The 13996-nt window shown below is 60.5% G+C and carries 15 protein-coding genes; 6 read left to right on the top strand and 9 right to left on the bottom strand.

The window, feature by feature from the left end:
• The first annotated feature begins 99 nt into the window (after nt 1-99).
• Nucleotides 100-1227, top strand: coding sequence for a metallophosphoesterase (locus AAEO81_RS16610; protein ID WP_341957906.1), 1128 nt, complete (start codon nt 100-102; stop codon nt 1225-1227).
• Between the two features lie 111 nt (nt 1228-1338).
• Here the strand turns inward: AAEO81_RS16610 and AAEO81_RS16605 are convergent, their stop codons facing one another.
• Nucleotides 1339-1617 (bottom strand): DUF2790 domain-containing protein, encoded by a 279-nt coding sequence (locus AAEO81_RS16605; protein WP_166594469.1) that lies wholly within the window; start codon nt 1615-1617, stop codon nt 1339-1341.
• A gap of 480 nt (nt 1618-2097) precedes the next feature.
• On the opposite strand from AAEO81_RS16605, the gene AAEO81_RS16600 reads away from it, so the two are divergent.
• Nucleotides 2098-2967 (top strand): oxaloacetate decarboxylase, encoded by an 870-nt coding sequence (locus AAEO81_RS16600; protein WP_341957903.1) that lies wholly within the window; start codon nt 2098-2100, stop codon nt 2965-2967.
• A 247-nt stretch (nt 2968-3214) separates the two neighbouring features.
• Here AAEO81_RS16600 and AAEO81_RS16595 read toward each other — a convergent pair whose 3' ends face one another.
• A complete protein-coding gene (locus AAEO81_RS16595; protein WP_341957902.1) occupies nt 3215-3985 on the bottom strand; it encodes an SDR family oxidoreductase in 771 nt (256 codons plus the stop codon).
• Between the two features lie 142 nt (nt 3986-4127).
• On the opposite strand from AAEO81_RS16595, the gene AAEO81_RS16590 reads away from it, so the two are divergent.
• The 3 genes from AAEO81_RS16590 to AAEO81_RS16580 all read left to right on the top strand — a co-directional run bounded on the left by AAEO81_RS16590 (nt 4128) and on the right by AAEO81_RS16580 (nt 7503).
• On the top strand, nt 4128-4508 hold the full coding sequence (locus AAEO81_RS16590; protein ID WP_166594466.1) for a RidA family protein: 381 nt from the start codon (nt 4128-4130) through the stop codon (nt 4506-4508).
• 263 nt (nt 4509-4771) lie between these two features.
• Nucleotides 4772-6766: a U32 family peptidase gene (locus tag AAEO81_RS16585; protein WP_341957898.1), complete on the top strand. Its 1995-nt coding sequence runs from the start codon at nt 4772-4774 to the stop codon at nt 6764-6766.
• 167 nt (nt 6767-6933) lie between these two features.
• Entirely contained in the window at nt 6934-7503 is a 570-nt protein-coding gene (locus AAEO81_RS16580) for a GNAT family N-acetyltransferase (protein ID WP_341957896.1), read from the top strand.
• Nucleotides 7504-7513: 10 nt separating this feature from the next.
• On the opposite strand, the gene AAEO81_RS16575 is transcribed toward AAEO81_RS16580, so the two are convergent.
• Nucleotides 7514-7843: a hypothetical protein gene (locus tag AAEO81_RS16575; protein ID WP_341957894.1), complete on the bottom strand. Its 330-nt coding sequence runs from the start codon at nt 7841-7843 to the stop codon at nt 7514-7516.
• Nucleotides 7844-8139: 296 nt separating this feature from the next.
• Between AAEO81_RS16575 and pcsA the strand changes: the two genes are divergently transcribed.
• Nucleotides 8140-8859: a phosphatidylcholine synthase gene (gene pcsA, locus AAEO81_RS16570; protein WP_341957892.1), complete on the top strand. Its 720-nt coding sequence runs from the start codon at nt 8140-8142 to the stop codon at nt 8857-8859.
• A 180-nt stretch (nt 8860-9039) separates the two neighbouring features.
• On the opposite strand, the gene AAEO81_RS16565 is transcribed toward pcsA, so the two are convergent.
• The 6 genes from AAEO81_RS16565 to AAEO81_RS16540 form a co-directional block, all read right to left on the bottom strand.
• Nucleotides 9040-9336 (bottom strand): gamma-butyrobetaine hydroxylase-like domain-containing protein, encoded by a 297-nt coding sequence (locus tag AAEO81_RS16565; protein ID WP_341957890.1) that lies wholly within the window; start codon nt 9334-9336, stop codon nt 9040-9042.
• On the bottom strand, nt 9333-10295 hold the full coding sequence (locus tag AAEO81_RS16560) for a HEAT repeat domain-containing protein (protein WP_341964551.1): 963 nt from the start codon (nt 10293-10295) through the stop codon (nt 9333-9335). Before AAEO81_RS16560 ends, AAEO81_RS16565 begins: the two co-directional genes overlap by 4 nt.
• 5 nt (nt 10296-10300) lie before the next feature.
• Nucleotides 10301-11149 carry an ABC transporter ATP-binding protein gene (locus AAEO81_RS16555; protein WP_341957888.1) on the bottom strand — a complete coding sequence of 283 codons (849 nt, stop codon included), beginning with the start codon at nt 11147-11149 and terminating at the stop codon, nt 10301-10303.
• Nucleotides 11149-11943: an ABC transporter permease gene (locus AAEO81_RS16550; protein ID WP_341957885.1), complete on the bottom strand. Its 795-nt coding sequence runs from the start codon at nt 11941-11943 to the stop codon at nt 11149-11151. The genes AAEO81_RS16555 and AAEO81_RS16550 overlap by 1 nt, the downstream gene beginning before the upstream one ends.
• Before the next feature lie 127 nt (nt 11944-12070).
• Nucleotides 12071-13480: an ABC transporter substrate-binding protein gene (locus tag AAEO81_RS16545; RefSeq protein WP_341957883.1), complete on the bottom strand. Its 1410-nt coding sequence runs from the start codon at nt 13478-13480 to the stop codon at nt 12071-12073.
• Between the two features lie 218 nt (nt 13481-13698).
• The gene (locus AAEO81_RS16540) at nt 13699-13944 is read right to left on the bottom strand and encodes a ferredoxin family protein (protein ID WP_110950700.1); all 246 of its coding nucleotides are present in this window, start codon (nt 13942-13944) and stop codon (nt 13699-13701) included.
• Between the last annotated feature and the right edge of the window lie 52 nt (nt 13945-13996).

Here is a 13996-nt window from a genome sequence, read left to right as displayed (position 1 = left end):
GTATCGCCTTGGCCGTTGATCTCAACCTCTCTGGGCTGGCGCTTTCACAGCATTTAGCGAGGTAGACGCACAGGCCATTACGGACACAGGAGCCACCTGATGTTTCATCTTATGTTCAGCACGCCTTGCCTGTATGTGATCGTTCGATTCATCTGGCCCCTGCCATGGCCCTTGCCCGTCAGAGTCGGGGCCGCGCTGGTCCTGTTGCTGGCGTCGCAGTACCACCTGTACGCGAAATTTTCCTCCGGCAGCGTGTTCTCGCCGGAGTTTCCCCGTGGGGTGATTATTCTTTTCAACTGGGCATTCGGCGCGATTCTGCTGATCGCGGTGTTGCAGCTCGTCGTTGATCTGGGCGCCCTGCTCAGCCTGCTGGTTCGTCGCCGCTGGCTGGAGATTCCCGTCACGCTGCGCTATGGGATAGGGACTGCGGCGCTGTTACTGGCGGCTGTGGGCGTGCATCAGGCGGTACGGGTCCCGCCGGTCAAGGACATCGATGTGGCCATTAAAGACCTGCCGCCGCAATTCGACGGTTATACCGTTCTGCAATTGACCGATATGCACATCAGTCGCCTCTTTAATCAGCCGTGGGCGCACGCGGTGGTTGATCGTTCCAACGCGCTGGGGGTTGATCTGATCGTGGTCACCGGCGACCTCATCGACGGCCCGCTCAGCGCACGAAGACAAGACGTCGAACCGCTGCGCAATCTGCACGCTCCCGATGGGGTGTATGTGATTCCCGGCAATCACGAGTATTTTTTCGATCACGAAACATGGATGCGCTATTTCGCGTCTCTGGGCATGATCCGCCTGAACAACAGCCATGCACTCATCCAGCGCAACGGCGCTCGTTTAGTCCTCGCTGGCGTCACCGACCTGAGCGCTCCACGGGCCGGTTTGCCGGTTCCGGACCTGAAACAGGCGCTGGCAGGCGCACCCGACCACACGCCGATCATTTTGCTGGACCACCAGCCGCGCAACGCTCGGCTTGCCGCGAGTCAAGGCGTAGCGTTGCAGTTGTCGGGGCATACCCACGGCGGCATGATTCGTCCGCTTGACCTGATCATCGCCCGGGCCAACGAAGGTTTTGTGTCAGGGTTCTATGACGTTAACGGCCTGCAGCTCTACGTTAATAACGGCACCGCGCTATGGCCAGGCTTTGCCTTGCGGCTTGGCGTGCCTTCGGAACTGACACGCATCACGCTCAGGCGGGCAGCCGAGGCGGGATGATCAAGACGATAGCCATAACAGAGGAAGTTTATATAACGCACACAAAAACGCTGCGTCATTAGCGCAGCGTTTTTCTTATTGCTATGAGCATATAAACATCGCCCAGCGAGATCAGCCGTTTTGACGGCCATAACCCATGGTGGTGTATTCCAGGTTATGGGTGACGCCGTTGCTATCAACATACGTCAGGTCAGTTTTCACGAGGCCGTCAAACTTTTCAGGGTCTTGAGCGGTTTTAACGCTGGTGACCTTGGCAACGTCGAGGCCTTTGTGACGGTTGTACTGTTCGGTTTGAGACACTGGCTGTGCGCTGGCCTGGGTGTTGGACAGCTCATTGGCCGAGGCGAAGACACTGAACAACGAGAGTGCGGCGAAGGCTACGTATTTCATGTGATTCTCCAAAAGTAGGTAAGGATCATTAAGTCGTCATTAGCAAAGCGGTGGTTTCGTTTGCTGTTGGGATCATTCTTCCCGAATAACGATGAGAAGATAAATACTCAGCATCGATAGGCGACATTACTGAAATCGATGATGTGTATTATCTTATATCCTGCAACGGTCTTTTACGGATGAAGTCATCATTAAAGTAAGTTCATCGACTTATTAACGTTTAATTTAACTATTGCGTTAACTTTGTCTTAATCAACGCAGCAAATAACGCCTGTGATGCCCATCAGGAAGCGTCTGGCTTCCCGGTTACGGGGGTGGAAAGCGCCAGGTCGCGCTTCTCGGCGCGGTGGGAGGTATGTATCTTAGGCATGGCCCATGCTCAAACGACATAACCTGCGGTTTTTCGGCATGTTAGTCTCGCCGCTCATTTCAATTGGCGTAGATCGTTTCATCGATGATGGCCAGCACCAGGAAACGTCAATGTCCAGAATCTCTCACTCCGCGCTGCGCCGTAATTTCCGTGAACTGCTGGCGTCCAACACCAGCTTCGAAACCGCCTCCGTGTTCGACCCAATGTCCGCTCGTATCGCCGCTGACCTCGGGTTCGAAGTCGGGATTCTCGGTGGTTCGGTCGCTTCGTTGCAGGTTCTGGCGGCGCCGGACTTCGCGCTGATCACCCTGAGCGAGTTCGTTGAACAGGCCACGCGCATTGGCCGCGTCGCCCAACTCCCCTTCATTGCCGACGCCGACCATGGCTACGGCAACGCGCTGAACGTCATGCGCACCGTCGAGGAGCTGGAACGCGCAGGCGTTGCCGCCCTGACCATCGAAGACACCTTGCTGCCCGCGCAATTCGGTCGCAAGTCCACCGACCTGATCTCTATTGAAGAAGGCATCGGCAAGGTCAAAGCGGCACTGGAAGCCCGTGTGGATCCGGAACTTTCGATCATCGCCCGCACCAACGCTGGCGTGCTGCCCGTGCAGGACATCATCGAGCGCACGCAGGCGTATGAAAACGCCGGTGCGGACGGTATCTGCATGGTCGGCATCAAGGACTTCGATCACTTGGAGCAGATTTCGGAAAAGCTGACCGTGCCATTGATGCTGGTGACCTACGGCAATCCGAAGCTCAGCGACAGCGAGCGCCTCGCCAAACTGGGTGTGCGGATCGTGGTGGCGGGTCACGCGGCGTATTTCGCGTCGATCAAAGCGACCTATGACAGCCTGCGTGCACAGCGCAAGGTCACTCACAGCACCGAGAACCTCAGCGCCACCGAGCTGACCCACACTTACACTCTGCCGGAAAGCTATGTGGCGTGGGCCGAGGAGTTCATGGACGTCAAAGAGTGAGCGGCGTCTTCATTCGATACGGCCAGCCGTAAATCGCAGGCAATAAAAAACCCGCCTGGGCGGGTTCTTTGCTATCAAGACCATTCCAACATCCTGTCGGTAGCGTTCCGGGCAAATGGCAGATCATCCTTGACCTCTGAAGCGCTTCCTGTGCTTCAGTCGATGGATCCAATGTACGGCTTTCCCACGGCAACGTATACGGCACATTCGCTGAACCGCGTGTAAGCCTTTGGCTATGCCGCTGTACTCAAATGACCGGGAACTCGGCGCCATCCATCGCAATCACGGTGCCCGTGATGTAGCGCGCCTTGTCGGACGCCAGGAACAGCGCCAGGTCGGCGATCTCTTCCGGCCTGGCCATTCGCCCCATGGGGATTTTCTGCACGCTGCGGGCGACGGCCGCCTCCATGGAGATGCCCCCGTGGGCTGCATCGGCCGCCATCCCTTCGGCCACCCTACCCGTCTCCGTCAAACCGGGGTTGATCCCGACCACCCGAACGCCAGTCCCCGCGTAGGCATTGCCCAGCCCTGAGGTCGCCAGCATCAACGCGGCATTCGCCGAGCCGCCTGCCAGGTGAATCGGCTTGGCGACTTTCCCGCCGACGCCAATGATGTTGATGATCACACCCTGGCCGCGTTCAGCCATGAGCTTGACCACCGGATCCGCGACGTTGATCGTCGAAAAAAACTTGGCGTTCATGGCCTCGCGCCAGAACGTCGGTGTGAGCTGTTGCGGCGGGGAGCGTTTTGCCGCGCCGGCCGAATTGACCAGCACGTCAATAGGCCCCACCTCCAGCACCACGCGTTGGACCAAGGCCGCCGCGAAAGCCTCGTCGGAAACATCGGCCGCGAAACCGACCGCCCCCGGCAGTGTCTTCAGCGCTGCGTCGATATTGGCCTGGGCGCGTGAACTGATCACGACCCGGGCACCCTGAGCCGCGAACTGCTGCGCGCAGGCCAGGCCAATGCCTTTTGAGCCGCCGGTGACGAGAACGATCTTGCCTTCGAATTCTTTCATTGCTGTCTCCCTGGGGTGGGCGTTTGAGTGCTGATCGAAACGGGCGACGTTACACCATTTCGCGACTGCTTTATCATCGGCCCCTTCACAACGGCTGCGCTGCCTCAGGCGTGCCGTTTCGTTTCCTCATCAGAGAGCGCTCATGTCCAGCCAACACGTTACCTTCCTGCCCGATCCAGACGCGGATTCCATTTCTTCTGACGTTGCGACGTTCGGCGGCATCATGGTCTCCACGCAGATCCCGACCCGCGCTGACGGCAGCCTGGAACTGGGCACGATCACGGCTCAGAGCGAATGCACCCTTCAGGCGCTGAAAGTCGCGCTGGAACGTGCGGGCAGTTCGATGGATCGCGTGATGCACCTGACCATCTACTTGACCGACATGGCCGACCGGGCTGCGTTCAATGAGGTGTACAAGCGCTTCTTCGCCAAGCCCTGGCCCGTGCGTGCAGCGGTAGGCGTTGCGGCGCTTGCCGTGGAAGGCATGCGCGTGGAAGTGACGGCGATGGCGGCCAAGGGCTAACGTTTCGAGGCAGGATTCATGCTTCCCGGGCGAACCGGTATCCCTGTAGGAGCGAATTCATTCTGGGCGGCATTCCGACGAAGGGCCGGCACAGTCCATACACCTCTGTCGCCTGAGCCATTTTTCGCGAATGAATTCGCTCCTACAGAGAATTGGGTCCGCCGGGGCGTTCTGTTTTCCGCCATCGGGCAGTCCATGGATGCCCCTCGGGCATTTCGCCGCTACAATGCGCGCCTTGACCGTGACGATCCGACTAAAAAAACATGTCCCTACCCAAGCATCACCTGGAATTGCTCAGCCCGGCCCGCGATGTGGCGATTGCCCGCGAGGCCATTCTGCACGGCGCTGACGCCATTTATATCGGTGGCCCGAGCTTCGGCGCACGCCATAACGCTGCCAACGAAGTCAGTGACATCGCCGAGCTGGTCGAATTCGCCCGTCGCTACCACGCGCGGGTTTTCACCACGATCAACACGATCCTGCATGACAACGAACTGGAGCCAGCGCGCAAGCTGATCCACCAGTTGTACGACGCAGGCGTGGACGCGTTGATCGTTCAGGACCTGGGCGTCATGGAGCTGGATATTCCGCCCATCGAGCTGCACGCCAGCACCCAGACCGACATTCGTACGCTGGAGCGAGCCAAGTTCCTCGACCAGGCCGGTTTCTCGCAGTTGGTACTGGCCCGTGAGCTGAATCTTCAAGAGATTCGCGCCATCGCCGACGAAACCGACGCCGCCATCGAGTTCTTCATTCATGGCGCCCTGTGCGTGGCGTTTTCCGGCCAGTGCAACATTTCCCACGCCCACACCGGCCGCAGCGCCAACCGTGGCGACTGCTCCCAGGCCTGCCGCCTGCCCTATACATTGAAAGACGATCAGGGCCGCGTCGTGGCCTTTGAGAAACACCTGCTGTCGATGAAGGACAACAACCAGAGCGCCAACATCCGCGCCCTCGTCGAAGCCGGCGTGCGCTCGTTCAAAATCGAAGGCCGCTACAAGGACATGGGCTACGTGAAGAACATCACGGCCTATTACCGCCAGCGCCTGGACGACGTGCTTGAAGACCGCCCGGACCTGGCCCGCGCCTCCAGTGGCCGCACCGCGCATTTCTTCCTGCCCGACCCGGAAAAAACCTTCCACCGCGGCAGCACTGACTATTTCGTCACCGACCGCAAGATCGACATCGGCGCCTTCGACACCCCGACCTTCACCGGCCTGCCCGTGGGCATCGTCGAAAAAGTCGGCAAGCGCGACCTTCAAGTCGTGACCCATGACCCGTTGACCAACGGCGACGGCCTCAACGTGCTGATCAAGCGCGAAGTGGTGGGCTTCCGCGCCAACATCGCCGAGCCGAAAGGTGAATTCGAAGAAGACGGCGAAAAGCGCTACCGCTATCGCGTCGAACCCAACGAAATGCCAGCGGACTTGCATAAAGCCCGTCCGAATCATCCGCTGAATCGCAACCTCGACCACAACTGGCAACAAGCCCTACAGAAGACCTCTGCCGAGCGCCGGATTGGTGTGTCGTGGCAGGTGCAGCTGCGTGAATCGCGTCTGGACGTTACCGCCACCAGTGAGGAAGGCATCAGCGCCAGCGTCTCGCTGGACGGCCCATTCGGCGTCGCCAATAAACCGGAACAGGCACTGGATCAACTGCGCGACCTCCTCTGCCAGCTCGGCACCACCCAGTACCACGCCGTCGACGTCAAACTCGACGCGCCCGAGGCCTTCTTCATCCCGAATTCGCAGCTCAAAGCCTTGCGCCGCGAAGTCATCGAAGCCCTCACCGTCGCCCGCGTCGCTGCCCACCCACGAGGCGGTCGCAAGGCCGAAACCAGTCCGCCGCCGGTCTACCCGGAAGCACACCTGTCGTTCCTGGCCAACGTCTACAACCAGAAGGCGCGCGACTTTTACCACCGCCACGGCGTCAAGCTGATCGACGCGGCGTACGAAGCCCACGAAGAAGCAGGCGAAGTGCCGGTGATGATCACCAAACATTGCCTGCGTTTCTCCTTCAACTTGTGCCCGAAACAGGCCAAGGGCGTCACGGGCGTCAAGACTAAAGTGGCACCGATGCAGCTGATCCACGGCGACGAAGTCCTGACCCTGAAATTCGACTGCAAGCCGTGCGAAATGCACATCATCGGCAAGATGAAAGGCCACATCCTCAACCTGCCACAACCCGGCAGCGCACCGGTCGTGGGCCACATCAGCCCCGCCGACCTGATGAAAACCATCCCTCGCGCACCGCACTGAGTCAGCACGGGTGCGCCGCAACGGCGCGCCCGACCGCTTCTCCCCCACCTCTTGCCCACCAATTGCGACAATTGTCAGCCTGCCAGCGACGCGCCCACGTCGGCCATTGGCGAGCCTTTCAATATCCACGCTATAACAGGCGCCCAATGTCTTGTGGAGCCTTGTGAATGACTGTCGAGTTTCGTCCGGCCACGGCGGCGGATGCCCGTGAGATTGCCCGTTTGTTTCAGATCACGTCGGAGGGGGCTTCGGATTACATCTGGAGTCAGTTGGCGGAGCCCGGTGAGGCGCTGCTGGACGTAGGGGCTCGGCGTTATGCCAGGGAGGGCGTGGACTTTTCCTTTCAGAACTGCCTGATCGCCGAGGCCCATGGCGAGGTCATTGGCATGATGCACAGCTATGCCATGCGCGAAGACCCGAACCCGACACCGGCGACCGATCCGGTGCTGGCGCCTTACGCAGACATGGAAATCCCTGACACGCTGTACATTTCGAGCCTAGCGTTGCACGAAGGCTGGCGGAGCAAGGGGCTCGGTCTGCGGTTTCTGGAAAGCGCCCAGGCCCGCGCCGCCGCCATGGGCCTGAAGGGATTGAGCCTGATCGATTACGCCGAGAACACCGGCGCTCGACGCTTTTACGAACGTCACGGTTTCAGTGTGGTGAAGACCTGTCAGATCACGCCCCACCCGATGATCAGGGTCACCGGCGAAGCGTATCTGATGCAGCGTTTGAGCTGATCGGTCTAAATTACCGGCGCGCCAGTTCGTGCCGGGTGCACCCTTCGTAGTACACCTGCCGAACGCCTTCGGGGCGCATGCGCGAATCGCTGTCGTACGTCTGTTCGGTGATGCCCAATGCGCTCATGCGCATCCATTGCTGAGGAAAGTGCCGGGCCTGAAACTTTTTCCGGGCTCCGTACAACGTCAGCCCCGCCAGTTTGTATTGCTGTGCCGTGCTGGCGATGCCTGCGCCCCACGTGCAGAGATCACGTTCGTTTTTGCTCAAATCCCGTGCAAATACGTGGCTGGAAGCGGCTGAAAGAACGCAGAACGTCACAAACCACTTGATAATCCGCATGCAAATCCCTGGCTAAGTCACTGATCAGGCGTGGATTCTGCCGAGGATTTTCTGCAAAAGGGGCCAGCATAGTGCCTCTTTCCACCCGCAGCCGACCAATGACCCGGTAAGGGGTGTAAATCGCGAGCCGGGATGTGACAATTGCGTCACGAAACCCCGCGCCGCCTGCTACCGTGTAGAGGTGACAGGTGAACCTTATGGACCGACAACCGGTCGATAGTTGCACCTCTGGCCAGGTCTACGGTCACCGCCACGGTGAATCGATCGGGCCAGCTTTATTTTCAGAAGGACCGTCCATGATTCCAATTCAACGTATCGCCTGGCTCAAAGCGTGGGGTGCCCATGGTTTTACGGCCACCGGCGTCGTCCTCGCGTTCCTCGCGACCATCGCGCTGTTCGATAACCAGCCCAAGGCGTGCCTCCTGTGGCTGGGCATCGCGCTGATCGTGGACGGCCTGGACGGCTCGCTGGCGCGCAAGGTCAACGTGCAGTCGGTCCTGCCGCATTTTGACGGTTCGGTACTGGACCTGGTCATCGATTACCTGACCTACGTCTTTATCCCTGCCCTGTTTATCTACCGCTACATTCCCCTCCCCGACTACACCCTGCTGCTGACGATTTCGATCATTCTGGTGTCGTCGCTGTTCTGCTTCTGCAATACCGAGATGAAGAGCAAGGACAATTATTTCGTGGGCTTCCCGGCGGCCTGGAACGTGGTTGCGTTGTGTGTGTACATCCTGTCGCCCGCGCCGTGGCTGACGTTCATCACGGTGATCTGCCTGGCGCTGCTGACCGTCACCCGCATGAAGTTCCTCCACCCGTTCCGCGTACGGCGCTTCATGCCGCTCAACATCGCGGTGACCAGCGTGTGGTTCTTGTGCAGCTTTTTGATGGTGATCAACCATCCCTACAACGGCTCGTGGGTGCTGAGCGTGTGGCTGGCGATGTCGGCGTATTTCCTGGGGATCTGTATCTGGCGCACGTCGCTGGAATGGATTGATAAAGCGCGGTATTGATGCTCGCAGTGTCGTGATGAAAAAAGCAGCCTCCTGAGGCTGTTTTTTTGTGGGCGCTTGGCACGGTCTTCTGTGGGAGCGAATTCATTCGCGAGAGGCCGGTGCGGCCGATACATCTCCATCGTCTGGCAAATCTTTCGCGAATGAATTCGCTCCCACAGGGTAATTGCATTTCAGTCTTCAGGCGGTGCTTTCCGGACCCAACCCCGCCAAATACGCCCACGGGTAAATCCCGCGCTGATGCCCGTCGCTGAACACCAGTTGCAACCCGTAGCCCTGTGGGTTGATCTCAATCAGACATAACGAAGACGCAACCACCGGCTTCATCCCTCTCAAACGAAACGCCCGGCATTGCGAGCACGGACATTGCTGTCGCAGCAGCACATGGTCAATGTACTGCTCACGCCCATCCTGCCAGCTCAACCTCAGGCGCTGCCGCTCCGTGGAATTGCCGATGGAGACCGGGGCCGGGATCATGGCAGTTGCGCCAAGGCGATGCGCACGGCCTTGCGCACCTCGGGATCGCCGTCGTGTTCCAGCTGCAACAGCGCCGGTCGCGCGCGGCCGTCGCGCAGTTCACCAAGGGCCAAGGCCGCTTCTTTGCGCAGGTTGCTGATGCCGTGGGTCAAGACTTCCACCAACGGCCACAGCGCCTCGACGTGACGCAAACGCCCCAGGCTGCGGGTGGCACGCAACCGCACCTGCCAGTATTCATCCGCCAACGCGTCGATCAACGCCGGTCCGGCGTCCTGTTGCCCCACCTTACCCAACGTCGTGGCCGCCTCTTCGCGCACTTGCCAGGCGTCGTCCTGCAAGGCTTTACGCAAAGCAGGCAACACGTCGGCGTTGCTGGCCAGCCCCAGCGCCCCGGTGGCTGCGCGGCGCACTTCACTGTCAGGGTCCTGGCTGGCCAGGGTGGCCAAGGCAGCCAGCGCATCGGTGTTCTTCAGCCAGCCCAGCACCCCAACGGCCTCGCGACGCACGCCAGCATCCTCGTCGGCCAACGCATGAAGCGCGGCAGGCGCGGCGTCTTCAAGGCGTAATTCACGCAGCGCCCGAAACGCCGCGGTCCGCACACTGACGTCAGCGTGGCCCGCCCACGGCAGAATCACCCGGCCCGCCTCCACCGTTTTCAACACGCTCAGGCTCTGCGCGGCCGCGTCACGCACCGCAGGCTCGGCGTCGGTCAAGGCTTCACACAGGGCCTGCACCACTTCGGGCTCTTCCCAGGCTTCCAGCAGTGCTGCAGCTTGCGCACGTACGTCGGTTGCCGGGTCTGACGCCAGCCGGTTTGCCAACCAGTCCAACCCCTCCGGCTCTTCAAGGTCCGCCAGCTCAATCAACGCGATGCGCCGCACGCCAGCGTCCGGGTTTTCGAGACGGCTTCGCAGGGCGAGAATCTCCGGGTGGTCGATGTCTTCAAAATAGCTCGTCAGGTCAGTCATAAGGCCAGTCGCAGTCCGTCGTGTTCGTTAGGAAGCCCGAGGGGGTTCAGCCGTGGCAGCTGCCGACCGTCCTCGTGGTGCAGCAGTTCGAGGCAATGCCGTTTCAGGCGCGAAAATTCCGGGCGGGTCACCAGCTCAGTGCTTCTCGGGCGCGGAAAATCCAGTTGCAGGTCTTCGATGAAACGCCCTGGCCGTGGGCTCATGACCAGAATCCGGTCAGCCAGGAATAGCGCCTCGTCGATGTCATGGGTCACGAACACGACGGTGGTGCGTATCCGCGTCCAGATGTCCAGCAACAGCGCCTGCATCTTCATGCGGGTCAAGGCGTCCAGCGCACCGAAGGGCTCGTCCATCAGCAGCAGACGCGGGCGATTGATCAGCACGCGGGCGATTTCCACCCGCTGCTGCATGCCGCCCGACAGCTGATTCGGCCAGTGCCCGGCAAACCCTTCGAGGCCCACCAAGGCGAGCATTTCATCTGCGGCCGACAGGCGCTCGGCCTTGCCCACCCCGCTCATCTTCAAGCCAAAGGCGACATTCTCGCGAACGGTGCGCCAGGGAAACAGCGTGTGTTGCTGAAAGACCATGCCCCGTTGCGGCGACGGCCCGTTGACCGAAGCGCCATCGACACTGAGGTTGCCAGCGATCGGCTGCAGGTGTCCGGCCAGCGCGCCGAGCAGGGTCGACTTGCCACAGCCGGACGGCCCGAGAATGCAGACGAACTGCCCCGACTCGATCTGGCAATCCAGCGCCTGCACGGCTTGAAAGGCGTTCTGCCCTTCGCCCAGGGAAATCGTGAGGCCGTGGATGTCCACGCGGCCTGCGGGGTGGGTCGCGACAGTCATCAGGCTTTTCCTCGTGGTCGGTGCCAAGGGGTGAACAACTGCCCCACACGCTTGATCAACAGGCTGCTGCCCATGCCCAGCAGGCCGATCAGCAACATGCCGACGACGATGTCGGCGTAATTCTGGATGGTGTACGACTCCCAGGTGTAATAGCCGATGCCGAACTGCCCGGAAATCATCTCGGCCGTCACCAGGCAAAACCACGAGGTGCCCATGCCGATGGCCAGGCCGGTGATGATGCTCGGCGCGGCACCCGGCAGAACGACTTCCAACAGAATCGCCCGCCGCCCTGCCCCCAGGCTTTTTGCCGACGCGATCAGTCGCGGATCGACGCCTTCGACACCGTGCACGGTGTTGAGCAGGATCGGAAACAGCGCGCCGGTGAAGGTGATGAACACCATCGACAGTTCGGAAGACGGAAACATCAGGATCGCCAGCGGAATCCACGCCACGGCCGGAATCGGTCGCAGCACTTCCAACGGCGGCAGCAGCACGTCTTCCGCCCAGCGCGAACGGCCGATGATGACGCCCAGGCCAACGCCGATGATCAAGGCGGCCAGATACCCCGCGAACACTCGGCTGAGACTGGCCGTCAGGTGCTGCGTCAGCCGACCCGAATCCACCAGTCCGGCCGCAGCCTCGATCACCGACAGCGGCGTCGGGACGTTGGCGAACGTCACCAGCCCTAGATTCCAGTGGTTGCTCGCTGCCAGTTGCCAGAACAGCAGGCAGAGCAGAATGGATGCGCTTCTCGGCAACCAGCGCAGCAAAGGTGAAGTCACAGCGTTCTCCATGTGTGTGCAATCTTCGAACGACGCAGCTCCCACTGTAGGAGTGAGCTTGCTCGCGATAGCGTCCGGTCAGCGGAATCGGTTTCATGCCACCCACCCTTATCGCGAGCACGCTCACTCCCACAAAGGGTCAGCGGCTGGCCACAGCAACTTGAGTGCTGGCGTCCTGGAAGTTCAACACCTTGCCCCCCTGCGCCTGAGCGAATTGCTGCGCTTGGCCTTTGAGGAGGAAGGCACTCAACCGACCTTTGCTGTCACTGGCAAACCACGCCTGACCGGCCAAGAGCTTGATGCCGCTGTCTTCGGCCTGGGCGTACACAGCGCGGATCGGCTTGCCTTCCTTGTTCAGCGCCTGCAGGGCCGTGAATGCCGATTCGGCCGAGGCGTAATGGCGCACTTTCGGCTCACCCTTGACCCAGATTTCGGCGACGTGGCTGAAATCGGTGATCGGCTTGCCCGTCAGCGCGTCATTGGCCTTGAGCGGCGACTGGGCGTAGTTGGCCAATTGCGCGTTGTAGTCCACGCCCGATGCCTTGTACGCCGCACGGACGTATTGGTCGTCGATGAAGGTGTTCAGGTCCAGCCCGCGGTCGGCTTTCTTCATCAGTTTGAGCGTGTCGATGGCGGTGCCGACGGCCTGGCGGTATTCGGGTTTCCAGGTCTGATCCCGGGTCTGCAAGCCCAAAGGGCCGTGGAACAGGTAATTGACTTCGGCCTCGATGCCGGTGACTTTTTCGATCAGCTCGCTGTATTTCTCGGGTTCGGCCGCCAGCAACTGATTGGCCTCGATTCCGGCGCGCAGGTAGGCGACGACGATTTCCGGGTATTTCTTCGCGTAGCTCTCGTCCACCAGCGCGCCGTGGAATGTCGGGGTGTTGGATTGGGAACCGTCATAGATTTTGCGGGCGAAGCCACGGTTCGGGAACAGTTCACCGAACGGCACGAAGTCCGCGTGGGCGTCGATCTTGTCGGCTTGCAGCGCAGAACCTGCGACTTCCGGCGCCTGGGCGATGATGTTGACGTCTTTCAGCGGGTCCCAGCCCTGAGCCGCGACGGCGCGCAGCAGCATGCCGTGGGCAGTGGACGCGAACGGCACGGAGATCGTTTTGCCCTTCAAGTCGGCCAACGACTGCGCCGTGGACGCGGTCGGTACGACGATGCCGTTGCCGCTGCCCTTGATGTTGCCCGACAGCACGCTGATGAACAGGCTGTGCTTGCCTGCGGTTTCGAACGCGACGCCGTTGAAGGCGCCGGGGAAATCGGCCATCGCGCCAAAATCCAGTTTGCCCGCCACCATCTCATTGGTCAGCGGCGCCCCACTGGTGAAGTTTTTCCACTCGACCTGGTACTGCGCGTCTTTGTATTTGCCGTCATGGGGCAGGTATTTGTCGAGCAGCCCGAGCTCGCGAATCAGCAGCCCGCCGGCCGCGCAATTGATGGTGGTGTCTTGAGTGCCGATGGCAATCCGGATGGTTTCGGCCTGAACCGACAGACTCAACGAAGCCAGTACGAAACCGGCCAGCGTGGCGCGCAATAACATGGATGTATCCCCTCGCATCATTGATAGGAAGTGTCGTCTCCGCCGCGATCGGGCGCGGTGGGAAACGAGGGGTGTCGGGTGAATCAGCGTCCGGGGTTGGCGGATGGCTTTAGGTTCACGTGTAGGAGTGAGTTTGCTCGCGATGAGATGGATCAGACGCATAACGGTGTCTGACCTGACGCAATCGCGAGCAAGCTCACTCCTACAAAGTTTACGTATCAGCGCAACAGGTACGGAATCTCGACCTTCACGGCCCCGGTCGGGCAGTCCTTCTCGCAGGGCATGCAATACCAGCACTCGTCGAACGCCATGTAAGCCTTCTGGGTCGCGGGATTGATCGCCAGCAGGTCCATCGGGCAGACGTCGACGCATACCGTGCAGCCCTTGTCGGCGATGCACTTGTCCTCGTCCACGGTGACCGGGGCGTTGGAGCGGAAGAAGATTTCCTGGGGCTGGTAAGCCATTTCACGGTGTCCTTGGCGCGTATCGCGCTCTCTGTCTAAAAGGTGCAGGCGA

The organism is Pseudomonas sp. RC10 (assembly GCF_038397775.1).
Classification (GTDB): Bacteria; Pseudomonadota; Gammaproteobacteria; order Pseudomonadales; family Pseudomonadaceae; genus Aquipseudomonas; species Aquipseudomonas bambusae.
The sequence above is the reverse complement of the archived record's forward strand: the minus strand, read 5'-3'. Positions and strand labels throughout refer to the sequence as shown.

Bases quoted from the DNA above. Each gene is read 5' to 3' on its own strand.
- AAEO81_RS16610 (WP_341957906.1), top strand. From the start codon at position 100: ATGTTTCATCTTATGTTCAGCACGCCTTGCCTGTATGTGATCGTTCGA.
- AAEO81_RS16605 (WP_166594469.1), bottom strand. From the start codon at position 1,617: ATGAAATACGTAGCCTTCGCCGCACTCTCGTTGTTCAGTGTCTTCGCC.
- AAEO81_RS16600 (WP_341957903.1), top strand. From the start codon at position 2,098: ATGTCCAGAATCTCTCACTCCGCGCTGCGCCGTAATTTCCGTGAACTG.
- AAEO81_RS16595 (WP_341957902.1), bottom strand. From the start codon at position 3,985: ATGAAAGAATTCGAAGGCAAGATCGTTCTCGTCACCGGCGGCTCAAAA.
- AAEO81_RS16590 (WP_166594466.1), top strand. From the start codon at position 4,128: ATGTCCAGCCAACACGTTACCTTCCTGCCCGATCCAGACGCGGATTCC.
- AAEO81_RS16585 (WP_341957898.1), top strand. From the start codon at position 4,772: ATGTCCCTACCCAAGCATCACCTGGAATTGCTCAGCCCGGCCCGCGAT.
- AAEO81_RS16580 (WP_341957896.1), top strand. From the start codon at position 6,934: ATGACTGTCGAGTTTCGTCCGGCCACGGCGGCGGATGCCCGTGAGATT.
- AAEO81_RS16575 (WP_341957894.1), bottom strand. From the start codon at position 7,843: ATGCGGATTATCAAGTGGTTTGTGACGTTCTGCGTTCTTTCAGCCGCT.
- pcsA (WP_341957892.1), top strand. From the start codon at position 8,140: ATGATTCCAATTCAACGTATCGCCTGGCTCAAAGCGTGGGGTGCCCAT.
- AAEO81_RS16565 (WP_341957890.1), bottom strand. From the start codon at position 9,336: ATGATCCCGGCCCCGGTCTCCATCGGCAATTCCACGGAGCGGCAGCGC.
- AAEO81_RS16555 (WP_341957888.1), bottom strand. From the start codon at position 11,149: ATGACTGTCGCGACCCACCCCGCAGGCCGCGTGGACATCCACGGCCTC.
- AAEO81_RS16550 (WP_341957885.1), bottom strand. From the start codon at position 11,943: ATGGAGAACGCTGTGACTTCACCTTTGCTGCGCTGGTTGCCGAGAAGC.
- AAEO81_RS16545 (WP_341957883.1), bottom strand. From the start codon at position 13,480: ATGTTATTGCGCGCCACGCTGGCCGGTTTCGTACTGGCTTCGTTGAGT.
- AAEO81_RS16540 (WP_110950700.1), bottom strand. From the start codon at position 13,944: ATGGCTTACCAGCCCCAGGAAATCTTCTTCCGCTCCAACGCCCCGGTC.